Here is a 21,553-nt window from a genome sequence, read left to right as displayed (position 1 = left end):
CGACACGTGGCTCCGACAACTCGGGCCAGGCCATGACACGCACACGGACGCGAGGCGGGTTCGTTTTCCGCGCGATCGACGGCGTTCGGGAGCTGTTCGGTCGCTCGGCCGCGGTCGAGGCCGCGGACTACGTGCCGCTTCTGGTCCGGCAGCTGTTCGGCGACGTGCTCGGCTACGACGACATCGCCTACTCCCAGTGCGAGCAGTGGCGCGAGGTCACGTTCGTCGACGAGGACGGGCAGCCGGCGGTCGTGCTCGCCGCGGCGCCCCCGGCGACGACATCCGGGCCGCCCGCCGGCGGGCGCTCGACGCGCTCGACGCCGAGCCCGCGGCGCGGTACGCCGTCGCGACGAACCGTGACCGCCTGGTCGTGCTCGCCCGCGCCCAGCCCGGCCACCCCGACGCCACCGAGCGCCGTGGCGTCGCCACCCGCGAACTCACCGAGATCGACCTCCGGGCGACCGTCGAGCGCGTGGGCGATCGCTCGATCGCGGAGGCGCTCACGCCCGGCCAGCAGCTCTCCTTCGCGAAACTCACCGCGCTCCAGCGCGACGCCGTCTCGTCGGCGCCCGAGGGGTCGGCCGGCGCCGACGCCGAGCCGACGTTCGGCGGGCTCGCGACGACGGACGAGTCGCCGGCCGCGGCCACGCCGTCGTCGCTCGCGGAGACGCTGACGGAGCTGCTCGCCGAGATCCTGCGACCAGCGGTCTCGGACGCGTTCGACCAGCTCACCCACCGTATCCAGGAGTTCGCCGACCGCGAAGCCGAGATCGAGGCGCGGATCGAGGCGGCGAAAGCCGCCGGCAACGAGCCGGCGGTGACGGATCTCCGTGCAGACCTGTTCGAGCTCCGCGAGGCGTACGCGACCGCCCGCCGGCTCGAAGCCGGCTTCGCCCGCTGGCGTCGCGTCGTCGACGCCGACGACGAGGCGGCCGCCGCCGACCGGTTCGCCGTCGAGTCGGCCGCGGTCGCGCTGGACACGCTGCTTTTGGCACGCGTCGCCGCCGACCGCGGGCTCGCCGGCGACCTCGGCGATTACCGCAAGTTCTGGGCCGATCAGGCCGAGCACGCCGAGCGCGACGCCACCGACATGGTGCGTGCGGTCCGCGAGGAGCTCGCCGGGGTGAGCGCGGGCGCGACCGACGACGGCACGTTCGCGTGGGTGTTCGAAGCCGACGTGGCCGACGCGTTCGCCGACGCGGTGTCGGCGCTCGCGGCCATCGACGTGAGCGACCTCTCCGCCCGCGAACTCACCGAGGCGTTCGAGGCACATCTCGACGCCGACGCGCGGCTGGTCCGTGGCGCGACGCGGCCGTCGACGGCCGGGCTGTTGCTCGATCGCGCGGGGTACACGGCCGACGCGACGATCGACGACGCCGACGCGGACCTGCTCGACCCCGCTTGCGGTGACGGGAGCCTGCTGGTCGGCGCGGCCGACCGCCTGCTCGACCGTCTCGCCCGGACCGACGCGACGGCCGCGGCGACGCTGTCGACCGTTCGCGACCGGATCCACGGGATTGACCGCCACCCGTACGCGGTCCACCTCACGGAGAGTCGGCTGTTGCTCCGAACCATCGACGTGCACAGCGACGCGGCCGCGGCCGACGACGAGTTCTCGCTCGGCCGCTTCGGCGTCTATCGCGCCGACGCGCTCCAGTCCGGGCGGGGGGAGTACACCGGCGCGGCACACGGCGACCGGGCCCGTCGCCGCGAGCAGGCCGCCACGGTACGATCCCGCGAGGGGTTCGGCTTCGTCGTGAGCGACGCGCCGACAGGGGCTCCCGAGGGCGCGTCCGGACCGGTCGAGGGGGCGAAACCGCGACCGGCGTGGCCGACCGATCGACGCTGTTTCTGGACCGGGCCGGCGAGTGGCTGGCTCCCTGCGGGCGGCTCTCGATGGCCGTCGACGGCAGCCTGCTGACTGCCGAGGCGGCCGCCGACGCGCGCTCGCGGCTGGCGGCGTCGTTCCGACTGCGTGAGCTCGTCGAGTTCGACACCGGAACCGGCGCGATGCCGCTGTTCGTCGCCGCCGAGCGCGACGCGGGCCCGGCCGCGGACGCGTTCACGTACGCCCGCGTCACGCCGACGTTTCTCGACCTCGTCCGCGAGGGGCTGGTCCGCCCGGGGACGGACGACGCGACGACGCCCGCGGAACTGCTCTCGCGCTCGCTGCCGGCCGCGCCCGGCGACGACCCCCGCCGATGACGACCGTGCTCGTCGAACTCGACCTCGTCTGTGACGCCACCGTCGACGGGGCGATGCCCGTCGAGGTGCGGTCGGTCGACTGTGGGCGGCTCACCGCGGACGCGTGGGCGTTCGCTGCGGACGAGCCGTCGGCGACGGCGCCAGACGCGGCTGAGGCCGACGCGATGCTCGAACGGCCTCCCTCGCCCGCCGAGGAGTGACACACCTTGCCGCATCGCACAACCCATTACCCGTGGCGCACCCAGCCCGGGGTATGGAGACGACTGACGCGTTCGTCGGGTTGGACTGCATCGACTGCGGCGAGCGGTTCGACGCCGAGACGGCGACCCACCGCTGTCCGGACTGTGGCGGCATCCTCGACCCCGCCTACGACTACGACGCCGTCGACGTGAGCCGGGAGACGTTCGCGGCCGAGCCGTTCGATTCGCTGTGGCGCTACGACGCGCTGTTGCCGTTCCCCGCGAGGCCGCGGTCTCGATCGGTGAGGGGGCGACGCCGCTGGTCGAGTGCCCCGCGCTCGCCGACGCGATGGGCGTCGGCGAGGTGTACATCAAAGACGAGGGGCACAACCCCACCGGGACGTTCAAGGACCGCGGCCAGACGGGCGCGGTGACGGCCGCGGCCCAGCACGGCGCCGACACGATCGCGCTCAACACCGCCGGGAACGCCGGGCAGGCCGCGGCCGCCTACGCCGCCCGCGCGGACATGGACGCCCACGTCTGGCTGGCCGAGCGCGCGGGCTACACCCAGAAGGCGATGGTCGAGGTCCACGGCGGCGAACTCCACGTGGTCGAGGGGGAGATCACCGACGCGGGCGCCGGCTACGCCGAGCGGATGGAGCAGGAGGACTGGTACTCGACGAAGACGTTCGTCACCCCCTACCGCCACGAGACGAAGAAGACGATGCTGTACGAGACCGTCGAACAGCTCGACTGGGAGGTCCCGGACGCGGTGGTCTACCCGACCGGCGGCGGCGTCGGCCTCGTCGGCATGCACAAGGGCGCGACGGAGTTCCGCGACCTCGGCTTGATCGACGACCTGCCGGGGATGTACGCCGCCCAGGCCGCCGGCTGCGCGCCCGTGGTGCGGGCGTGGGACGAAGGCAAGTCGGCCCACGAGGCGTGGGGTGACGAGAACATCTCGACCGTGCTCAACGGGATCGCCGTCCCCGACCCGGGGGCGAGCCCGATGATCCTCGACGCGCTCGAAGAGAGCGGCGGCGGCGCCGTCGCGGCGAGCGATGAGGCGATTCTCGACGCCGCCGTCGAGATCGCCCGGACCGAGGGCGTGGAGATGGGCGCGACCTGCGCCGCGGCGGCCGCGGGCGCGTTCGACCTGGCGGAATCGGGCGAGCTCGGCGGCGAAGACACGGTGGTGCTCCTGAACACCGGCGCCGGGAACAAGGACGTGGACACGCTGCGCAGCCACCTCGGGGAGCGGGAGTTCGAGGCCGAGTAGGGGCGCCACGTGGGCCCAGGCTGCCGTCATTTTTACCGGATGCCGCCGAAAGCCGGCGTATGACCACGATCAAGGACTCCGTCCACGATCACATCGAGGTGGAGGGGGTCGCCGCCGACCTGCTGGACACCCCCGCAGTCCAGCGGCTTCGCCACATCAAGCAGTTGGGGACGGTGCAGTTGGCCTACCCCTCCGCGAACCACACCCGCTTCGAGCACTCGCTGGGCGTCTACCACCTCGCCGAACAGGCGCTCGACCAGATGGCGGTCGACGGTATCGACGCCGAGCGCGTCCGCGCGGCGGCGATGCTACACGACGTGGGCCACGGCCCGTTCTCGCACAACATCGAGTCGCTGACCCACCGGAAAACCGGCAAGTACCACGACGACGTCGCGGACCTGCTCGCCGAGGGGCAGGTCGGCGACGTGCTGCGGGCGAACGGCCTCGACCCCGGGCGGGTCGCCGGGCTGGTCGCCGGCGAGGGGCAGTACGGCCAGTTGGTCTCGGGCGAACTCGACGTGGACCGGATGGACTACCTCGTCCGGGACGCCCACCACACCGGAGTTCCGTACGGGACGATCGATCCCGGCCGACTGGTGCGGGCGCTGCGGTTCGTCGACGGCGAACTCGTGCTCGCGCCGGGGAACGTCCAGAGCGCCGAGTCGCTGCTCGTCGCTCGAGCGCTGATGAACCCCACCGTCTACTCCCACCACGTCGCCCGGATCAGCAAGGCGATGCTCCGCAGCGCGGCCGAACGACTGCTCCGGAGCGATCCGGAGCTGACCGCCACCGAGCTCCGGCGGATGGACGACCACGGCCTCATCGTCGCACTGCGGCTCTGTGAGGAGACCGCCGAGTTCGCCCGGCGCTACGCCGAGCGAGACCTGTACAAGCGCGCGGTCTGGGCGGAGCTGGGCGGGGTGCCGGACTGGCTGTTGGACGCCGACCACGAGGAGGTCCGGACGCTCGAGGCCGAGATCGCGGCGGCCTGCGATCTCGACCCGCGGGAGGTGCTCGTCGACGTGCCGGCGGAGCCGTCGATGACCGAATCCACGAGCCGGGTGATGGTCGGCGACGAGATCCGTCGGCTGGGCCGGCAGTCCCCGCTGGTGAAGGCGCTCCGGACCGCCCAGTACCAGCAGTGGCGCCTCGGCGTCTACACCGTCGGGACGGCGACCGAACGCGTCGGCCGCGAGGCGGTCGACCGACTGGATCTGGACGTGCAGGGAGCGCTGGTGAGCGAGCGCCGCGGTCGGGCGTCGACGCTTGACGAGTTCGTCAGCGCCGAGTAGTCGCCGCCACCCGCGCGCTTATTGACCGCCAGTACCGACCCGAGAGCATGACCGGAACCGTCGAGTACGTGCACGTCGCCGACGAGGCGGGCGCCCCGCCGGAACAGCGGGAGTCCGTCGACGCCGTCGTCGGGAAGGGGCTGCAGGGTGATCGCTACTTCGAGAACGAGGGGACGTTCTCCGGCGAGGGGGAGAGCAGCAAGCAGGACGTGACGCTGATCGAGGCCGAAGCGATCGAACAGGCCGAGGCGGAGTACGACGTGGCGTTCGAGCCCGGCGCCCACCGGCGAAACCTCACGGTTCGGGGGATCGGCCTGAACCGCCTGCTCGGCGAGCGGTTCCGCGTCGGCGACGCGGTCGTCGAGGGGACCGAACTCTGTGAGCCCTGCACGTATCTCGAACGGAAACTCGAGGAGAAGGGCGTCCAGGAGGCGCTGGTCCACCGCGGCGGCCTGCGGTGTGCAGTCGTCGAGGGCGGAGAGATCGCCGTCGGCGACGCCGTCGTGGCGAGCGAGTAGCGACCGACGCGTTCAGGGGCCCGGCCCGTTGAGAGTGGCCATGAGCGAACTCGACTTCGACCGGGAGATCCGTGTCCGCCTCGTTTTCGCGGTCGTCGCGGCGGTGCTCGGCGTCGGTGTCGCCGTGCTCACGGACGTACCGGAGTGGATCGCCTTCGGGATCGTCATCCTGCTCGGCATCGTCGCCCCGCGGGCGTACCTCTACTTCGGTGACTGAGGAAAAGCCGACTCAGAGTCGATCCGCACGGCCCGCGGCGCTCCAGGCGTCGGTGGGCGTGCCGTCCCGGACTCTGACCGTCCGGCGCTGGAGTGACTCCACGCGACCTGCGAACCCCCAGCGCTTGTCCTGCCAGCTTTCCCCCTCGCGTTCGGCCGCGGCGGCGGCCGCCGCAGCCTCCTGATCCCGGATGTGGGCCGAGACCGCAGCAGCGATGGCCGCGGCTTCCGCCGCGTCGGCGTCGTCCGGGAGATCGAGGCGGTCGACGAGGCCCGCCGCCGACTCGCCCGCAGCCGGGTCGCCCGACTCCGCGTCGGTCATATCGGGATGTTGCCGTGTTTCTTCTGGGGCGTCTGCTCGCGCTTGCCCTGCAGCATCTCCAGGTCGGAGATCAGGCGCGCGCGAGTCTCCGGCGGTTCGATCACGTCGTCGACGTAGCCGCGGTCGGCGGCGGTGTAGGGGTTGGCGAACTCCTCGCGATACTCGTCGATGAGCTCCTCCCGGCGCGCCTCGGCGTCGTCGGCCGCCTCCAGTTCGTCGCTGTAGAGGATGTTCACCGCGCCGCGGGGGCCCATCACCGCGATCTCCGCGGTCGGCCACGCGTAGTTCACGTCGGCGCCGACGTGGCTCGAGGCCATCACGTCGTAGGCGCCGCCGTACGCTTTCCGGGTGATCGTCGTCAGCAGCGGGACCGACGCCTCGCAGTAGGCGTACAGCAGCTTCGCGCCGTGGCGGATGATCCCGTTGTGCTCCTGGTCGGTGCCGGGCATGAAGCCGGGCACGTCGACGAACGTCAGGACGGGCACGTTGAACGCGTCACAGGTGCGGATGAAGCGGGCGCCTTTCTCGCTGGCCTCGATGTTCAGCGTGCCGGCGTTGACTCGGGGCTGGTTCGCGAGCACGCCGACCGAGCGGCCGTCCATCCGGGCGAACCCGGTGACGAGGTTCTTCGCGAACTCCTCGTGCACCTCGAAGAACGAGCCCTCGTCGACGACCGACGTGAGCACGTCGTGCATGTCGTATGGCTTGCGGGGTTCGTCCGGCACGACCTGGTTGAGCGACTCGTCGGCGCGCTCGGGGTCGTCCCAGGGATCGACTCGCGGCGGGTCCTCGACGTTGTTCTGCGGGAGGTAGGAGAGCAGGCGCGCGATGTTGTCGAGCGCGTCCTCCTCGCTCTCCTCGGCGAAGTGCGCGACGCCGGAGGTGGAGGCGTGAGTGACGGCGCCGCCGAGCTCCTCGAACGTCACCTCCTCGCCGGTGACCGTCTCGACCACGTCGGGGCCGGTGATGAACATGTGGCTCGTGTCCTTCACCATGAACGTGAAGTCGGTCATCGCCGGGGAGTACACCGCGCCGCCGGCACAGGGGCCCATGATCGCCGACACCTGCGGGACGACGCCGGAGGCCTCCTGGTTCCGGCGGAAGATCTCCGCGAACCCGCCGAGTGCGTCGACGCCCTCCTGGATCCGGGCGCCCGCGGAGTCGTTGAGGCCGACGACGGGGGCGCCGACCTGCATCGCCTTGTCCATCACCTTCGTGACTTTCTCGGCGAACACTTCGCCGAGCGAGCCGCCCAGCACCGTGAAGTCGTGGGCGAACACGAACACCTTCCGGCCGTTGACTTCGCCGTAGCCCGTGACGACCCCGTCGCCGTACGGCTGTTTCTCCTCCATCCCGAACTTGTGGTTGCGGTGGGTTCGGAACTGGTCGAACTCCGTGAACGTGCCGTCGTCGAGGAAGTAGTCGATCCGCTCGCGAGCGGTCATCTTCCCCTTCTCGTGCTGGCGCTCGATACGCGCTTCGCCCCCACCTTTCAGGGCCTCTTCGCGCTTCTCTCGGAGTTCCTCGATGCGGTCCTCCATCGTCACTGTGGACCACCTGCAGTCATTGTCGGAGGGTCGCCCACGTGCCGCAAAAGGATTCCGAACGATGGAGCGACCCCGAACGTGGTGCGGAGGCGGACTCCCCCGAGAACCGAGCGGGGAACGGAGCCCCCGCGAACCAGGGTCCGACGACGGGTACGTCACCTGTCGAACGATCGGCGATCCCGGATCGGGGCTCCGGTCGACCGACATCATCGCCGCTTTACCCCGCCGACCCCAGCCGCACCCATGACTGACACGCGCCGCGCACTCCTCGACGCGCTCGCGGCGGGCCCCGTCGCCGGCCCCGCACTCGCGGAGCGCCTCGGCGTCTCCCGCGCCGCGGTCTGGAAGCAGGTCGAGGCGCTGCGTGAGGAGGGCTGGGGGATCGAGAGCACCGACGACGGCTACCGCGTGACCGACGTGCCCGAGTTCGGCGGCGCCGCGATCGAGTTCGGGCTGGATGCTGGCTTCGCCGTCGAGTTCCACGACAGCATCGGCTCGACGAACGAGCGCGCTCGCGAACTGGCCACCGAAGGCCACGAGGACGTGGCGGTCGTCGCCGACGAGCAGACCGCCGGCCGCGGGCGGCTCGACCGCGGCTGGACCGGCCCGCCGGGCGGGATCTACACCTCGCTGCTGCTCCGCCCGGACGTGCCGCCGGCCCACGCGCCGATCTACACGCTCGCGGCCGCGGTCGCCGTGACTCGCGCCGCGCGGGAGGCCGGCGTCGACGCGCGGATCAAGTGGCCAAACGACGTTCTCGTGAGCAGGGCGGAACCGGAGGTTCCGCTTGCAGGCGGCGGCGAAGCCGCCGGCGACCCGGCGAACGAGAGCCAGTCGGACTCGTCCGACGACGTGTTGGGTGGGTCGGGCGAACGCGGCGGGAAGAAGCTCTGTGGGATCCTCACCGAGATGGAGGGCGAGGCCGACCGCGTGGCGTGGCTGATCGCCGGCATCGGGATCAACGCCAACGTGGCTGCCGATTCACTTCCCGAGGGGGCCACGTCGCTCCAGATCGAGCGCGGCGAGCCGGTCGACCGCCGCGCCTTCACCCAGCGCCTCCTGGAGACGTTCGACGATCTCCGCAGCGATCCCGACTCGGTCCTCGACGCCTGGCGCGAGCACGCGGCGACGCTCGGCCAGCGCGTGCGGGTCGACACGCCCGGCGGCGAGATCGTCGGCGAGGCCGTCGACGTGACCTTCCCCGGCGCGCTGCTCGTCGAGACCGACGACGGCGAGCGCGAGCGCGTGACGGCGGGGGATTGCGAGCACCTGCGCCCGATCTGAGGGGGGCGACTCGCCCCGATAGATCCGCGTGGGCTGGTGTCACACGCTTATACAGGCGGCGGGTGTAGCTTCGCGAGTGACCGACATCCCGCCCGATTTCGACCCGGAGTCCCCGGAGGAACGCGAGATCGCCGGGGAGGCAGCCACCGACCGGTCCGACTTCCTCTCGCTGATGGGGCACAGCTACCGCGGGGAGCTCTCCCGGATGAGCGCCTGGCGGACCCGGATCGACCGGACGACCAACTGGGCCGTCGTCGTGACCGCGACGCTGCTCACCTGGGCGTTCTCCGCCGATTCACGGCCCCACTACATCCTGCTCATCGGGATGGCGATGGTGATGATCTTCCTCTGGATCGAGGTGCGGCGCTACCGGGTGTACGACATCTGGCGCTCCCGGCTCCGGCTCCTCGAAGAGAACGTGTTCGCGAACGCGCTCGACCCCGACGGCGCCGTCCAGTCCAACTGGCGTGAACTGCTGAGCGAGGACCTGCGCGAGCCGACGATCAAGATCTCGGGGTTCGAGGCCACCTCCCGCCGGCTCCGCCGGGTGTACTTCCCGCTGATCTCCGTGCTGGTCGGCGCGTGGGCCGTCCGCCTGACCGTGTTCGGGAGCTTCACGAGTCTCGTTCGAGCGGCAACTGTCGGTGCGCTTCCGGGCGTGGCCGTGCTCCTCGGCGTCGGCGTGTTCTACGGCAGCGTGCTGCTGCTCACGTTCTGGCCGCACGGCCGGCAGGCCAAGGGCGAACTCCAGTCGGAACCCGACGTGGAGCAGTGGAAGTAGTCCCGCGATCGGACAGCCCGAACGGAAACGCACTAACCCCGACCCGCCGAACCCCACTATGACCGATCCGCTGCTCGTCCGCGCCGCCCGCGGCGAGCGCACCGAGCGCCCGCCCGTCTGGCTGATGCGACAGGCCGGCCGCCACCTGCCCGAGTACCGCGACCTCCGCGAACAGTACTCGTTCCGCGAGGCGATCGAGACGCCCGAAGTCGCCGAGGAGATCACGCTCCAGCCGTACGAGCGCTACGGCGTCGACGGCGTCGTGATGTTCTCGGACATCCTCACCTGCCTCGAACCGCTGGGGTTCGATTACCACATCGAGTCCGGCGTGGGTCCGGTGATCGAGAACCCCGTCGAGGGGCCGGACGACGTGGCCCGCCGCCGCGGCGACGTGCGCGAGGAGCTGTCGTTCGTCGCCGACCTGCTTGACCGCCTGGCCGAGAGCGTCGCCGACGAGGACGCCGTCCTGGGGTTCGCCGGCGGCCCGTTCACGCTCGCCTCCTACGTCGTCGCCGGCGGCCCGGACCGCGGCCGGAAGGCGGTTCGGAAGTTCCGCGCCCGCCACCCCGACGCGTTCCGCGAACTGATGGCGCGCTTCGCGGACGTGGTCGCCGAGTACCTCCAGATGCAGGCCGACCACGGCGCCGACGCGGTCCAACTGTTCGACACGTACGCCGGCGTGTTGCCCCCGCCGACTACGCGGAGTACGTACTGCCGCTCCACCGCGAGATCGTGGAAAGCGTCGACCTCCCGACGGTGGAGTTCGTCCGGAACATGGGGGGCGCCTCGAGAGTCTCGACGCCACCGGCGCCGACGTGATCGCACTCGACTGGACCGTCGACATGGCGACCGCGCGGACGGAACTTGGCGAGCGGCCCGTCCAGGGCAACCTCGACCCGTCGTTGTTGTTCGCCGACCCCGACACCGTCCGCGAGCGGACCGCGGAGATCATCGAGGCGGCGGGGCCGGCGGGACACATCCTCAACCTGGGCCACGGCGTCAACCGCGACACGCCGATCGAGGGTGTCGAGGCGTTCGTCGAGACGGCGAAAAACTGGGAGTGGGAGTAAGTCGGACCGACGCGCCGGCTACTCGCTGATCGAGTTCGAGAGCTCCCCCGCCAGCCGGCGCGCCTCGCGAACCCGGGAGGGGAGCCCCATTCGCCCGGTGTAGTTCGTCGCGAGCGTGATACCCTCCGGCAGATCCACGCGCTCGATGGCCGCCCAGGAGTCGTCCCAGGCCGGGAACGCTCGCGGCATGCGTTCGACGTGGAGCACCTCGGCGTCGACGCCCATCACGCGCCGGAACTCCTCGGCCGCCGTCTCGCCCAGCGTCTCGTCGTCGCGCTTGATCGCCTCGGGATCGTGCATCCCGCCGAGGAAGGCGGTGTAGACGCCGTCGCGGTCGAACAGGCTCGTGTTCCAGGTGACGCCCAGCGTGCGCATCGGCTCGGTTCGGCGCACCTGGTAGCCGAACCCGTCGGCGCGGGCCGCACTCTCCAGGTGGACCAGCACCAGCGGGTTGTAGTTGAACTCCCTGAGCGCGGCCGCGCTCTCGGCGTCGACGCCCTCGACGATGTCGGCGGTGGTGTCGGCGGGCGTCGTCACCACGACGTGGTCGACGCGCTGGCTCCCGTCCTCGGTGTGGACGAGCCACTCGCCGTCGGCGCCGGACCCCGCGCGTTCGATGCCGGTCACCGGTGTCTCCCGCTGGACCCGATCCGCGTACGCCTCGGCCAGCGCCGACGGGAGCCGCTGGAGCCCCGACTCGAAGCTCGCGGCCGGGGGCGTCTCCTCCTCCGAGAACACCAGTCGGGAGAGCGCCGCCCGCAGCAGACTCCCTTTCTGCCGCTCGAGGCCCATCATCGGCTTCAGCGCGTGTTCGGCGGGCATCGCCGCCGGATCGGAGCCGTACGTGCCGCCGAAGATCGGCGAGAGCAGGTTCGTGTACGCTTCGGCGCCGAACTTCCGGATGAACGCGTCCTGTGCGGACTCGTCGGGGCCGATCGGGTCCGTCAGGGGTTCGGCCAGCAGCCGCAGTTTCCCCCGCACCGACAGCAGATCCGTGCGGCGGAACGCCGACAGCGACCGCGGCACTTCCCTGAGCTTCCCGTCGGCGTAGACGAACAGCGGCAGGTCGTCGTCGACCGTGACCACCTCGTCGGCGATGTCGAGATCGGTCACCATCGCCCGGATCGCGTCGGTCATCCGCAGGCGCTGGGGGCCGACTTCGAGCAGTTTCCCCTCGATCTCGCGGCTCTTGATGACGCCGCCGACCTCGTCGGTCGCCTCGTAGACGGCGGCGTCGACGCCGCGCTCGGCGAGGGCGTGCAGCGTCGAGAGGCCGGTGAACCCGCCCCCGACGATCGCGACGCTGGGGTCGGCGTCGTCGGCCGCGGCGGTGGTGTCGCTCATTCGTTGCGTCGGGCGTTCAGACACATCGCGTTCGGCTCCGGCCGGCACTTACACTGCTGGAGGCCGTAGAGATCCGGGTCGAAGTCGGCGATGAACGGCTCGGTGAGGTCGGCGAGCAGGCCGACGAACCGCTCGTCGTCGTAGGGCACCGGCACGCGGGTGAACCCCAGCCCCGCCTCCTCGGCGTCCTCGCGGAGGTCCTCGTCGAGTTCGCCGAGGGTCTCGCTCTGTTCGTGCATGAAGCTCGTCGGGTCGACGACGACGCGCTCGGCGTCGATCTCCTCGACGACGTCCTCCACGTCGGGCTGGGTCCACTCCACGTCGCGGTTGGCGTGGTTCTGGTAGCCGAGTTCGTAGTCGGGGTAGCCGAGCATCCCCGCCACCATCTCGCAGTACTCCTCGACGTACTGCACGTAGCGACTCCCCTCGTCGAGGTAGTACGTCGGCGTCCCGTGGGCCGAGAAGATCAGGCGCGTGTCCTCGTCGAGTTCGAGCCCTTCACGATCCAGCGTCTGGCGGATGTTGTCCGCGCGGAGGCGAGCGTACGCGGAGTGGGTGTGGTACCCCGTGATCTCGGTGTACGGCACGTCCCAGTCGAGCTCGTCGACCGCGTTCGAGAGCTTCTCCAGGGCCTGCACCGTCGTGGAGGGGCCACACAGCGGGTACACCGGCAGGCCGATGAGCCGGTCGACGCCGTCCTCGTGGGCGGCCTCGGCGGCGTCGCCGATGAACGGCTCCATGAACTGGTAGCCGACGTACGTCTGGACGTCGTAGCCGCGGTCACGGAGCTCGGTCTCGACGAGGTCGGCCTGTCGCTGCGCGTGGGCGTTCAACGGCGACCCGCCGATCTCGCCGTACTCCTCCATCAGGCCGGGGGCGCGACGTTCGGCCAGCGTGCGGGCGCGCTCGCGGGCCGCCGTTTCGGTGGTCTCCCCTCGATATCCATGTTCGCGAAGAAGATCCGTTCGAGGTAGTCCTCGACGACCGCCCGGTCGGCTGTGGCCGGCTCACCGAAGTTGAGCACGGCGATCCCTGTAGTCATACCCCTAACTCGGGGCCGGCGAGGCAGAAAGGTAACGGTTCGGGCGCGCGCCCGCGCGAACCGGTGACGGGGTCAGCGGTCGCCCTCGGCGTCGCCGGTCTCCGAATCGCCGGCATCACCGCGGACGGCCGCGGAGTCGACGGACTTCCGCTCGGCTGCCTCCCGGGTCGCGACCCGAGCCTCCCCGCTGGTGTCGTCGAACACGAGGTGGCGGTGCGGGTAGGCGATCTCCACGTCGACGTTCTCCTCCTCCAGTTGGTCCCAGATCGCCGTCTGGACGCGCGATCGGGCGTTCATGAGTTTGTACGGGCGGTTCACCCAGTAGCGAAGCGTGAGGATCACGCCGTCGTCGTGGAACTCGTCGATGTAGCAGGTGGGCCGCGCCGGGTAACGGGCCGAGCCGATCCGGATGTCCGGCCCGCCCTCGATCACTTCGTCGACCTTCCTGGCGGCGCTCTCGATGAGCGAACGCGCGGTCGCCACGTCGCTCTCGTAGGTCACCTCGACGGAGAGCGACAGGCGGGTCCGTTCGTCCTCCGCCGAGAGGTTCGTCACCTTGTCCTGTCGGATCACGTCGTTGGGGATCACGAGGAACGTGTTGTTGAGCGTGAATATCTTGGTGTACCGGATGGTGATGTCGTCGATGAACCCCCGGGTGCCGTCGGGGAGTTCGATCATGTCGCCGATCTCGTAGGGCTCGTCGGCCAACAGGAACAGCCCGTTGACCATCGACCCCACCAGCGGCGCCAGCACGATCCCGATCACGGCCGAGAACACCGTCACCGAGAGCACGATGTTGCCGAGTTCGAGGCCGACCAGCCCCGCACCGATCAGGAAGAAAAACAGCGAGACCAGCGCCCGGATCAGCCGGAGGATCTGTTGGGCGACGCTCTGGCGCCGGAAGCGCTTGGCGACCTGCCGACCGACGAGCCGCACGACGTAGCGAGACAGCCCGTAGCCGAACGCCGTGAACAGCACCAGGATCAGGAAGCTCACGGCTGGAGAGCTCCCCCAGTTGGGGAACAGGGGGCCACCCTATCGATGAGCGACCCGAGGAACCGGATCGGGTCGGGGAACTGACCGACGTTCACGCCTCCACATCCCACCGCCCCGGAAAAAGCGTTGCCGTCGGGGCGGTCGTCCGGGGGCTAAGCCACTGGCGCTCCCACGGGGCGACATGGAGAAGCAAGCGCTCCGCGAGCGGGTGTGGGACGAACTGGACGCCAGCGGCGACGCCCGCTTTCCGTTCCCGCCCCACGGCCGGATCCCCAACTTCGCCGGCGCCGAGCGGGCGGCCGAACGGCTCGCGGCCACCGACGACTGGGCGGCCGCGGACGTGATCAAGGCGAACCCGGATGCGCCCCAACGGCCCGTCCGACGGCGAGCGCTGGAGGCGGGGAAGGTGGTGTACATGGCCGTCCCGCGGCTCCGCGACGAGGACTGCTTTCTGCGGCTCGACCCCGCCGAGATCGACGACATCGACCACGCCACGACGATCGGCGGCTCCGCGGAGCTCGGGGTGCAGGTCGCCCCCGACGGGATGGCGCCGATCGACCTGATCGTCTCCGGCAGCGTCGCCGTGACCGAGGCGGGCGGCCGCGTCGGGAAGGGTGAGGGGTACAGCGACCTCGAGTTCGCGGTCCTGCGGGAGTGCGGGCTGGTCGACGATGACACGACCACGGCGACGACGGTGCACGAGATCCAAGTGGTCGACGACGACGTTCCGACGACGCCGCTGGACGTGCCGATGGACTGGCTGTGCACGCCCGAACGGTCGATCCGGACGGACGCGCCGGCCGCCAAGCCCGCGGGGATCGACTGGGACGAACTCGACGACGAGCGACTCGCGGAGATCCCGATTCTGGCCCGGCTCGAACCCTGATCAGTCGCCCGCCGCCAGCGCGGCCTCGAACGCCGGAAGCACGCGCTTCACTTGGGCGCCGTCTTCGACGAACACGACGGTCTGGGGCGGCTCGGCGGCTTTCGGGCGGACGCGGAGTCCCGCCGCCGTCGCGGCGTCGGCGACCGCCGCGGGCGCGGCGCGGAACTCCACGCGGGCGCGGTCGGGCTGGACGTAGACGGTCGCGATCGGCTCGTCGATCGTGGTGTCGCGCACGCGGTACGCCAGCGCACCCTCGGGCGTGGGATCCACGTCGGGGTCGGCGTCGGTGACCGCGAACGCGTCGGCGCTGGCGCCGCTTTCCAGCTCCGAGGCGAGCAGTTGGGCGAGCCGGTGGCCGTCGTCGATTCGGTCGGCGCTCATTCGCCCAGCACCGAGTTGCGGGCCGCACCCGCGGCGTCACGCACGTCGACGCCCTCCCGGCGCGCGTAGACGACGGCGGCGGCTTCGATCGTCAGCCCCAGTTCGCGCTGGAGTTCGTTGATCCCCGCGACGGCGGCCTGTTTCTCCACGCCGGCGTCGGTAACACGGTCGAGCACCTGCTCGAAGGCGCTCTGTTCACGCAGCACGTCGGCGTCCGGGGAGAACTCCTCGGGCACGTCGACGCCGTCGGGGTCGAACGTCGCGACCAGGTCGCCGTCCTCGCGTTCGAGCAGCCCGCGGCCGAGCGCCACGTCGACCACGCGTTTCGCCTGATCCGGGGAGAACCAGTCCCGATCCAGCGAGAGCGCGACGACGAACTCGCCGTCGCCGAGTCGGTCCCGCCCCTCCTGACGGAACGGGACGGCGACGGTGGTCTCCAGACTCATACTCGTGTGCCGAGTGGCGGCGGGCCTAAGCGTTGCGGAGCGGCCGTCGGGAGTCGAACGCTTCAAGTGCTCGCTGGCCGTTCCCCGGAGTATGCAAGACCAGGGACCCTCTCCGCGCAAGCGAACCGGGGGGCGACGCGTCCGATCCCGAAAGAAGAAGCGCCACCAGCTGGGTAACGAGCCCACCGAGACCACGGTTGCCGAGCCGCGATTCCGCACCGTCGACGCCCGCGGGAACGAGCGCAAGATCCGCGCGCTCTCGACGAACGTCGCACAGGTCGCCGACGGCGAGGAGACCGTCGAGGCCGAGATCGAGGACGTGACCGAGAACCCGGCGAACGTCAACTACGTCCGACGGAACATCATCACGAAGGGCGCCGTCATCGAGACCAGCGCCGGCACGGCGCGTGTCACCTCGCGACCCGGCCAGTCCGGCCAGGTCAGCGCCGTCGTCGTCGAGGAGTAAGGCCTGTCGTGGTCGAGGCGCCCTGCCTCGACCACGAGGCGCGTTGGAGCAGTTGTTCGTGCCGACGTGGCAGCGCGATCCTGTCACCTCTATCGATGCAGTGGTCGGTTTCTCGCGGCGACGCGATCCGTCGCCGGATAGCAGACGCCGGGAGCCGTCGGCAGATCGTCCGCGAGCTCGGCGGTCGAAAAACGAGCTGCGGTTCGTCGGTCAGTCGCTCGCCGTGATCGCTTCGCGTTCCTCCTCGACGGTCTCCTGTAGATCGTCCTTCAACTCCTCGCGGCCGCGCTTGAACTCGCCCATCGCCTGGCCGCTGGAGCGTGCGAGCTTCGGGACCTTCTCCGCGCCGAACAGCAACACGAGGATGCCGAGGAGGATAATTAACTCCGGGCCGCCGGGTATCATGCCGAACAGTGGTACCATGGGGACAGATGGTGTCGGGCGGTATTAAGCACACACTGGGTACCGCTGCCGCGCCGCCGGAGAACGTGTCGTTCAGTCGTCGTCGCAACCGTAATCCGTGTCGTGGCGCTTCGCGAGGCGGTTCATCCGCGTCGGGTGGTAGTTGAGGTAGAACCCCACTGCGAGGAGGCTGAACGAGAGCGTGACGACGCCGGCGAGCTGGTAGCCGCTCAGGAGCGCGAACGGCACGACGCCGAGCCAGGAGAGGAGCGCGACGACGATCGACGAGCAGGCGAGGGCGACGCCTCCGAGGAGCGGGTTCCCGTGTTCCACCGGGGACCAGAGGTAGGGGCGGAACCGCCGCCCCTGTCGGTCACCCGAACCGTCCCGCGGTTGGCCTCGTAGTCAACGATGCCGTGTTTCGCGAGCGTCGGGAGGTGGGTCTGCCTGAGCGCGGTGTAGGCGCGCTTGCGCTCCTTGGAGCTGATCGTGGTTGGTGTCTGGTCGGTCTCCCACGCAGCGAGCTGGCGGGCGAGGTCGGCGACCGTCGACTCGCCGCCGGCGTCGTAGAGCGCGTGGAGCGCGTTCCGTCGGCGCCGGCTGCTTAGTAGCGTGTACGCGACGTCGCGTTGGAGCGACGTATCCCCTTCGGTAGGACGGTCCTTCGTCTCCGGTACCCCGTTGTCGTCCTGAATTAGTAGTTGGTCTTTCATCGAGTTCCTGGCTCCGCCACTTGTCGGCCGACCGCCGACTCGGCAAGAAGAAGGTAGTGTGTTGCCAACATAAGTCATTCGCCGATTGGCAGGAATTCCGGCTTTTCAGGCCGTCTAGCCCACAAATCGATAGCCCGTAAGCTACTGCCTGCGACGGTAGGGACATCCTTCTACTCCCGCTGGCGGTGCCTGTTGAATAGGCTACCTGTCGTACGGAGGCGTCATGAGCGGCACACATCGAACCGGCGGCGTTCGCGGCCGAATCGACACGGCGATCTCGCGCCTTCGAAACCCCGCATACACCGGCGCGAACCGCTGTCTCCCCTGTACCGGGGTGAACCTCGGCCTGACAGCCGCGGCGGCGGTCGCGGTCGGGCTCGTCTCGCCGCCGACGGGCGCGCTCGTCGGCGCCGGCGGCCTGCTCACGACGTGGCTCCGGGGGTACGTGGTGCCCGGGACGCCGGCGTTCACCAAGCGATACCTTCCCGACAGCGTGCTCGCGTGGTTCGACAAGGCGCCGACAGGGGACGCGCTCGGCGGTATCGACCCCGAAGCGTACCTCCGTGCGGCCGGCGCCGTCACCGACGGCCAGGACGGCGACCTGGCGCTGACGCCGGCGACCCGGGTGGCGCTCATCGACGGCGTCGCCGCACTCGACAGCGACGAACGCCTCGCTCGCGCGCTCGCGGAGACACTCGCGCTCGACCCCGACGACGTGACCGTCCAGCCGGAGGGCGTAGGGTACAGCGCCCGCGTCGGAGGCCAGCCTGCCGGCCGCTGGGAGTCACGGGTCGCGCTTGCGACGGATCTCGCGGCACACGAGCTGTTCGCCGACCGTGTCGGCGGGTGGCGGGCGCTCCCCGCCGATACGCGGGCGAGCCTCCTCGGCGCACTGCGACTCTCGCTCGACACCTGCCCGGCCTGTGACGGCGACGTGACGCTCGGCAGCGACACCGCCGAGTCGTGCTGTCGCTCCTACGAGGTGCTGGTCGCCGCCTGCGAGAGCTGTAACAGTCGGCTGTTCGAGATCGACGCCGCCATCGCCGGCGGCGAGGCCGGCGCCTGATCGGTCAGCGTTCCTTTTTCAGCTCCACGTCGGGCGGTCGCAAGAACGAGGCAGCATCGCCGAGTCACGCCCGCGTCGGGGCCCACTCCTCCTCGACGGCCAGCCCCCGCGGCGAACGGGAGCCCCGCGGGTACAGCGTCCACGCGTGGTACGCCGAGGTCACCGCGTACGCCGCCAGCGAGACGATCGCCGGCAGAAGCGGGTCGAACGCGGCGAACAGCGGAACGCCGGCGAGGGCGGCGACGACGCTGCAGAGGCCGAGCACGCCGATGGCGCGGTACTGCTCGCTCCAGCGCAGGCCGAACGGGCCGGTGTCACGGAGCCGACGGACGACGCGCTTGGCGGCCGGCGTCGCACGCAGGCCGCCGTCCGCGTCGGCGACGAGCCCGTACCGTTCGAGCGTCGGGACGTGCGTCTGGCGGAGCGAGGTGTAGACGCTCTCTCTGAGCGCCCGCGGTGCGGGGTCGACGCCCGCCTCGACGGCCGCGACGGCGTCGGCGACGGCCGGTAGCGGCGTCGGAACGGCTGCGTCCCAGAGGAACTCGATGGCCAGCCGTCGGCGCTGACAGCTCAGTACGCGGTAGAACTCCGAGTCAGTGAGTGTGTGGCTCATGGGATGTACCCGCGGTCGGCCGTCGGTGATCCGCCACGGCCCCGCGTTCACGCCCACTACGCGCCCGTGACTCCTAATCACGGACAGCCACTCGCGACGGAACGGGGAGCCACGTCCAGCGTGGGATGCCCACTGCTTCGGGGGTAGCACGACCCTCTCGCCGGTAGTGTCGCCCCGCGAGTCGGGAAGGGTGTTCGTGCCGCCCTGCGCCTCGACGGTGTCGACCCGGCGGAAAGCGGGTATGCGGTTCCTACTCCGGCGCTCTGGGTGGCAGGCGTGTCCTGTCGAGTCCCGTATATGGCCCCGAAAACGGCTTTGCGGCACCGAAGGGGCGGTTCGGGAACGGCGTGGCGGTCCATGAGTAAGTGGGCCCCCGACGGAGGGACGTACGTCGATGGGCCCCCGGCCCAATTCAACGACGAACGCCGCCGCCGGGGCGGGAAGACAGCCAGACGAACAACCCCAAACTACACCAATGGACGACAACCCGAAACGGTACAACACGACTCGACGCCAGATCCTCGCCGGCATGGGCGCCGTCGGCCTCGCCTCCGCGGGCGCGGGCCTCGGTACCACTGCCTACTTCAGCGACACCGAATCCTTCAGCGGCAACACGCTGGAGGCCGGCACGCTCGACCTGAAGCTCGACTACAAATCCACCTACATGGGTGGCCCGGGCCGTCTCGAGCACGTGCAGGCGATGGGCTACCCCGACGCCACCGATCTCGGCGACGGCCGCTACCTCCTCGGACAGGCGCCGACACCCGAAGACGAAATCGAGTGGGAGAACCTCGTACAGAGCAACGAGTTCGACTTCTGTTCGCCGGAAGCAGACGAGTACCTCGTCAACGGCGACGAGATCCCGGTGTTCTCCCTCGAGGACATCAAGCCCGGCGACTCCGGCGAAGTGACGGTCAGCCTCCACATCTGTGACAACCCCGCGTGGGTGACCATGAACGGTGCGCTGTACGACAACCTCGAGAACGGCATGAACGAGGCCGAGATGGAGGCTCTCGACCTGAACGCCGGCGCTGTCGGCGAACTGGCCGACGAGATTGAGGTCTGTGTCTGGTACGACGAAGACTGTGACAACGTGTACGAGCCCACTGGCACCGGCCAGCAGCAGGAACTGGAGGTTGCCCTCGTCAGCGACACCTCCGGCTCGATGAGCGGCGCGAACCTGACCGCCCTGAAGTCGTCCGCCACCAGCTTCGTGGGGAACCTCTCCTCGCCCGACGAGGCGGCCGCAGTCTCGTTCAGCACCAGCACCTCGCTGGACCAGGAGCTGACCACGGACTACGCCGCGGTCCAGAACGCCATCAACAACTACACCGCGGGTGGCAACACCAACGTCGCGGGCGGCATCGTCGTCGCCGAGGACGAGCTCCTCAACGGGACGAACGCGACCGGCGGCGCCTCGAAGGTGATGATCGTCCTGACCGACGGGTTCGAGAACATCGGCGACGCTCGCGACGCGGCCCAGGACGCCAAGGACGCCGGGATTCGCGTCTTCGGTATCGGTCTGGGTAACAGCGTCGACACCGCGCTCGTGACCGACATCTCCTCCTCACCCGGGGACGCCTTCTTCGCGCCCGACCCCGCCGACCTCGACACCGTCTACGCCGAGATCGCGCAGGTCGTGCTGGAGGGCGAACAGAAGATCGCCAGCGGCACGATGGCCGAGGTGTTCGGCCTCCTGGCCGACGGGATCGACCTCGACGGTGACCGCCAGGCCGAGGGCGTGCAGTGTTACCCCGGCGCGACGACCCAGTGCATCGGCTTCGAGTGGGAGCTTCCCGCCGAGGTCGGCAACCAGGTCCAGAGTGACAGCATCGCGTTCGACCTCGGCTTCGATGCCGAGCAGTGCCGCCACAACGACCCCACCCCCGAGATCACCACCCGAACGGGCCAGGGCTTCCTGAAGCAGGAGGAGTTCGACGCGGGGATCGAGAGCGCCTTCGCCCGCGGCCGGTTCGGCGACAATCTCGCATCGGGCGCGTGGGAGGTCGCGCTCGGGACGCCCGGCAACCCCACGCCGAACATCCTCGATCAGGCCAACTACGTCTGGACGCCCGGGCAGTCGGTCCCGTTCAGCTACGTCAGTGACGGCATGGGTAACGCGACGTTCACACTCGACGGGAACAGTGTGAGCGGCGCCGTCCCGGCCGCCAACGGTAAGCTCGGCATCACGACCAAGGCCGACGAGGCGACGATCGCCGTCGAGAACCTCGAACTGGACCTCGCCGGCGAGGCCGTCACGCTCGACGGACCGGCGATGGTCTCGGCGAGCAACGACGACGCTACCGCCAACGACGACGGCGACCGCGAGGTCAGCTACCTCGTCGTGGAGACGGCTGCGGCCGACGTGGCCGACGCCTTCGAGATCCGCGGCGACGTGACCGTCGACATCCAGGGCGACTTCCCCGGCGGCGACGAGGACGTAGCCTTCGACATCAGCGTCGAGTAAGCGACGACGCCGAACCCACTGACCCGGCCGGCGAAGCG

Annotated in this window: 22 protein-coding genes and 3 pseudogenes; 14 read left to right on the top strand and 11 right to left on the bottom strand. The window is 70.2% G+C overall.

Annotated features, from left to right (window positions below):
* Positions 1-196: 196 nt before the first annotated feature.
* The 7 genes and pseudogenes from SY89_RS11120 to SY89_RS17300 all read left to right on the top strand — a co-directional run bounded on the left by SY89_RS11120 (position 197) and on the right by SY89_RS17300 (position 5,690).
* Positions 197-1,921 (top strand): N-6 DNA methylase, encoded by a 1,725-nt coding sequence (locus SY89_RS11120; RefSeq protein WP_144427195.1) that lies wholly within the window; start codon positions 197-199, stop codon positions 1,919-1,921.
* A complete protein-coding gene (locus SY89_RS11115) occupies positions 1,897-2,205 on the top strand; it encodes a hypothetical protein (protein ID WP_054584267.1) in 309 nt (102 codons plus the stop codon). Before SY89_RS11120 ends, SY89_RS11115 begins: the two co-directional genes overlap by 25 nt.
* Positions 2,202-2,405 carry a hypothetical protein gene (locus tag SY89_RS11110; RefSeq protein ID WP_054584266.1) on the top strand — a complete coding sequence of 68 codons (204 nt, stop codon included), beginning with the start codon at positions 2,202-2,204 and terminating at the stop codon, positions 2,403-2,405. The genes SY89_RS11115 and SY89_RS11110 overlap by 4 nt, the downstream gene beginning before the upstream one ends.
* Before the next feature lie 53 nt (positions 2,406-2,458).
* Positions 2,459-3,663, top strand: a pseudogene (locus tag SY89_RS11105) (threonine synthase).
* A gap of 59 nt (positions 3,664-3,722) precedes the next feature.
* Positions 3,723-4,955: an HD domain-containing protein gene (locus SY89_RS11100; RefSeq protein ID WP_054584265.1), complete on the top strand. Its 1,233-nt coding sequence runs from the start codon at positions 3,723-3,725 to the stop codon at positions 4,953-4,955.
* Between the two features lie 47 nt (positions 4,956-5,002).
* On the top strand, positions 5,003-5,473 hold the full coding sequence (locus SY89_RS11095; protein WP_054584264.1) for an MOSC domain-containing protein: 471 nt from the start codon (positions 5,003-5,005) through the stop codon (positions 5,471-5,473).
* A 40-nt stretch (positions 5,474-5,513) separates the two neighbouring features.
* Positions 5,514-5,690: a hypothetical protein gene (locus SY89_RS17300; RefSeq protein WP_189319153.1), complete on the top strand. Its 177-nt coding sequence runs from the start codon at positions 5,514-5,516 to the stop codon at positions 5,688-5,690.
* Positions 5,691-5,702: 12 nt separating this feature from the next.
* Here SY89_RS17300 and SY89_RS11090 read toward each other — a convergent pair whose 3' ends face one another.
* Positions 5,703-6,011 (bottom strand): hypothetical protein, encoded by a 309-nt coding sequence (locus SY89_RS11090; RefSeq protein WP_054584263.1) that lies wholly within the window; start codon positions 6,009-6,011, stop codon positions 5,703-5,705.
* A complete protein-coding gene (locus SY89_RS11085) occupies positions 6,008-7,552 on the bottom strand; it encodes an acyl-CoA carboxylase subunit beta (protein ID WP_054584262.1) in 1,545 nt (514 codons plus the stop codon). The genes SY89_RS11090 and SY89_RS11085 overlap by 4 nt, the downstream gene beginning before the upstream one ends.
* Positions 7,553-7,801: 249 nt before the next feature.
* On the opposite strand from SY89_RS11085, the gene SY89_RS11080 reads away from it, so the two are divergent.
* The 3 genes and pseudogenes from SY89_RS11080 to hemE all read left to right on the top strand — a co-directional run bounded on the left by SY89_RS11080 (position 7,802) and on the right by hemE (position 10,693).
* Positions 7,802-8,842: a biotin--[acetyl-CoA-carboxylase] ligase gene (locus SY89_RS11080; protein WP_054584261.1), complete on the top strand. Its 1,041-nt coding sequence runs from the start codon at positions 7,802-7,804 to the stop codon at positions 8,840-8,842.
* A gap of 76 nt (positions 8,843-8,918) precedes the next feature.
* A complete protein-coding gene (locus SY89_RS11075; RefSeq protein ID WP_054584260.1) occupies positions 8,919-9,623 on the top strand; it encodes a DUF2270 domain-containing protein in 705 nt (234 codons plus the stop codon).
* 58 nt (positions 9,624-9,681) lie between these two features.
* Positions 9,682-10,693, top strand: a pseudogene (gene hemE, locus SY89_RS11070) (uroporphyrinogen decarboxylase).
* A gap of 18 nt (positions 10,694-10,711) precedes the next feature.
* On the opposite strand, the gene hemG reads toward hemE, so the two are convergent.
* The 3 genes and pseudogenes from hemG to SY89_RS11055 form a co-directional block, all read right to left on the bottom strand.
* Positions 10,712-12,037: a protoporphyrinogen oxidase gene (hemG, locus tag SY89_RS11065; protein WP_054584259.1), complete on the bottom strand. Its 1,326-nt coding sequence runs from the start codon at positions 12,035-12,037 to the stop codon at positions 10,712-10,714.
* Positions 12,034-13,079 (bottom strand): annotated as a pseudogene (gene hemH / locus SY89_RS11060) (ferrochelatase). Before hemH ends, hemG begins: the two are co-directional and overlap by 4 nt.
* Before the next feature lie 72 nt (positions 13,080-13,151).
* Positions 13,152-14,075 carry a mechanosensitive ion channel family protein gene (locus SY89_RS11055; protein WP_054584258.1) on the bottom strand — a complete coding sequence of 308 codons (924 nt, stop codon included), beginning with the start codon at positions 14,073-14,075 and terminating at the stop codon, positions 13,152-13,154.
* A gap of 181 nt (positions 14,076-14,256) precedes the next feature.
* On the opposite strand from SY89_RS11055, the gene SY89_RS11050 reads away from it, so the two are divergent.
* Positions 14,257-14,961 carry a 5-formyltetrahydrofolate cyclo-ligase gene (locus SY89_RS11050; RefSeq protein WP_054584257.1) on the top strand — a complete coding sequence of 235 codons (705 nt, stop codon included), beginning with the start codon at positions 14,257-14,259 and terminating at the stop codon, positions 14,959-14,961.
* Here the strand turns inward: SY89_RS11050 and SY89_RS11045 are convergent, their stop codons facing one another.
* Positions 14,962-15,342, bottom strand: coding sequence for a hypothetical protein (locus tag SY89_RS11045; RefSeq protein ID WP_054584256.1), 381 nt, complete (start codon positions 15,340-15,342; stop codon positions 14,962-14,964).
* Positions 15,339-15,788: a DUF2240 family protein gene (locus tag SY89_RS11040; RefSeq protein ID WP_054584255.1), complete on the bottom strand. Its 450-nt coding sequence runs from the start codon at positions 15,786-15,788 to the stop codon at positions 15,339-15,341. The genes SY89_RS11045 and SY89_RS11040 overlap by 4 nt, the downstream gene beginning before the upstream one ends.
* A gap of 91 nt (positions 15,789-15,879) precedes the next feature.
* On the opposite strand from SY89_RS11040, the gene SY89_RS11035 reads away from it, so the two are divergent.
* The gene (locus SY89_RS11035) at positions 15,880-16,254 is read left to right on the top strand and encodes a 30S ribosomal protein S8e (protein ID WP_054584254.1); all 375 of its coding nucleotides are present in this window, start codon (positions 15,880-15,882) and stop codon (positions 16,252-16,254) included.
* A gap of 210 nt (positions 16,255-16,464) precedes the next feature.
* Here SY89_RS11035 and SY89_RS11030 read toward each other — a convergent pair whose 3' ends face one another.
* From SY89_RS11030 to SY89_RS16615, 3 genes are all read right to left on the bottom strand, one after another.
* Positions 16,465-16,677 (bottom strand): Sec-independent protein translocase subunit TatA/TatB, encoded by a 213-nt coding sequence (locus SY89_RS11030; protein ID WP_054584253.1) that lies wholly within the window; start codon positions 16,675-16,677, stop codon positions 16,465-16,467.
* 72 nt (positions 16,678-16,749) lie between these two features.
* Positions 16,750-16,905, bottom strand: a complete 156-nt coding sequence (locus tag SY89_RS17295) for a hypothetical protein (protein WP_189319152.1) — start codon at positions 16,903-16,905, stop codon at positions 16,750-16,752.
* Positions 16,887-17,369, bottom strand: coding sequence for a DUF7344 domain-containing protein (locus tag SY89_RS16615; protein ID WP_144427193.1), 483 nt, complete (start codon positions 17,367-17,369; stop codon positions 16,887-16,889). The genes SY89_RS17295 and SY89_RS16615 overlap by 19 nt, the downstream gene beginning before the upstream one ends.
* 223 nt (positions 17,370-17,592) lie before the next feature.
* Between SY89_RS16615 and SY89_RS11020 the strand changes: the two genes are divergently transcribed.
* Positions 17,593-18,435 (top strand): hypothetical protein, encoded by an 843-nt coding sequence (locus tag SY89_RS11020; RefSeq protein ID WP_054584251.1) that lies wholly within the window; start codon positions 17,593-17,595, stop codon positions 18,433-18,435.
* A 64-nt stretch (positions 18,436-18,499) separates the two neighbouring features.
* Here the strand turns inward: SY89_RS11020 and SY89_RS11015 are convergent, their stop codons facing one another.
* The gene (locus SY89_RS11015) at positions 18,500-19,048 is read right to left on the bottom strand and encodes a DUF7344 domain-containing protein (protein WP_144427192.1); all 549 of its coding nucleotides are present in this window, start codon (positions 19,046-19,048) and stop codon (positions 18,500-18,502) included.
* 475 nt (positions 19,049-19,523) lie between these two features.
* Between SY89_RS11015 and SY89_RS11010 the strand changes: the two genes are divergently transcribed.
* Positions 19,524-21,515, top strand: coding sequence for a vWA domain-containing protein (locus SY89_RS11010; RefSeq protein ID WP_080506682.1), 1,992 nt, complete (start codon positions 19,524-19,526; stop codon positions 21,513-21,515).
* The last annotated feature ends 38 nt before the right edge of the window (positions 21,516-21,553 follow it).

The organism is Halolamina pelagica (assembly GCF_001307315.1).
GTDB lineage: Archaea > Halobacteriota > Halobacteria > Halobacteriales > Haloferacaceae > Halolamina > Halolamina pelagica_B.
Note: the sequence above shows the minus strand (reverse complement) of the source record. Positions and strands in the feature narration are given on the sequence as shown.

Excerpts from the sequence above, each read along its gene's own strand:
- SY89_RS11115 (WP_054584267.1), top strand. The coding sequence starts at position 1,897 with ATGGCCGTCGACGGCAGCCTGCTGACTGCCGAGGCGGCCGCCGACGCG.
- SY89_RS11045 (WP_054584256.1), bottom strand. The coding sequence starts at position 15,342 with ATGAGCGCCGACCGAATCGACGACGGCCACCGGCTCGCCCAACTGCTC.
- SY89_RS11090 (WP_054584263.1), bottom strand. The coding sequence starts at position 6,011 with ATGACCGACGCGGAGTCGGGCGACCCGGCTGCGGGCGAGTCGGCGGCG.
- SY89_RS11030 (WP_054584253.1), bottom strand. The coding sequence starts at position 16,677 with ATGGTACCACTGTTCGGCATGATACCCGGCGGCCCGGAGTTAATTATC.
- SY89_RS11020 (WP_054584251.1), top strand. The coding sequence starts at position 17,593 with ATGAGCGGCACACATCGAACCGGCGGCGTTCGCGGCCGAATCGACACG.
- SY89_RS11035 (WP_054584254.1), top strand. The coding sequence starts at position 15,880 with ATGCAAGACCAGGGACCCTCTCCGCGCAAGCGAACCGGGGGGCGACGC.
- hemG (WP_054584259.1), bottom strand. The coding sequence starts at position 12,037 with ATGAGCGACACCACCGCCGCGGCCGACGACGCCGACCCCAGCGTCGCG.
- SY89_RS11085 (WP_054584262.1), bottom strand. The coding sequence starts at position 7,552 with ATGGAGGACCGCATCGAGGAACTCCGAGAGAAGCGCGAAGAGGCCCTG.
- SY89_RS16615 (WP_144427193.1), bottom strand. The coding sequence starts at position 17,369 with ATGAAAGACCAACTACTAATTCAGGACGACAACGGGGTACCGGAGACG.
- SY89_RS11080 (WP_054584261.1), top strand. The coding sequence starts at position 7,802 with ATGACTGACACGCGCCGCGCACTCCTCGACGCGCTCGCGGCGGGCCCC.
- SY89_RS17300 (WP_189319153.1), top strand. The coding sequence starts at position 5,514 with ATGAGCGAACTCGACTTCGACCGGGAGATCCGTGTCCGCCTCGTTTTC.
- SY89_RS11010 (WP_080506682.1), top strand. The coding sequence starts at position 19,524 with ATGGACGACAACCCGAAACGGTACAACACGACTCGACGCCAGATCCTC.
- SY89_RS11050 (WP_054584257.1), top strand. The coding sequence starts at position 14,257 with ATGGAGAAGCAAGCGCTCCGCGAGCGGGTGTGGGACGAACTGGACGCC.
- SY89_RS11110 (WP_054584266.1), top strand. The coding sequence starts at position 2,202 with ATGACGACCGTGCTCGTCGAACTCGACCTCGTCTGTGACGCCACCGTC.
- SY89_RS11040 (WP_054584255.1), bottom strand. The coding sequence starts at position 15,788 with ATGAGTCTGGAGACCACCGTCGCCGTCCCGTTCCGTCAGGAGGGGCGG.
- SY89_RS11095 (WP_054584264.1), top strand. The coding sequence starts at position 5,003 with ATGACCGGAACCGTCGAGTACGTGCACGTCGCCGACGAGGCGGGCGCC.
- SY89_RS11100 (WP_054584265.1), top strand. The coding sequence starts at position 3,723 with ATGACCACGATCAAGGACTCCGTCCACGATCACATCGAGGTGGAGGGG.
- SY89_RS11015 (WP_144427192.1), bottom strand. The coding sequence starts at position 19,048 with ATGAGCCACACACTCACTGACTCGGAGTTCTACCGCGTACTGAGCTGT.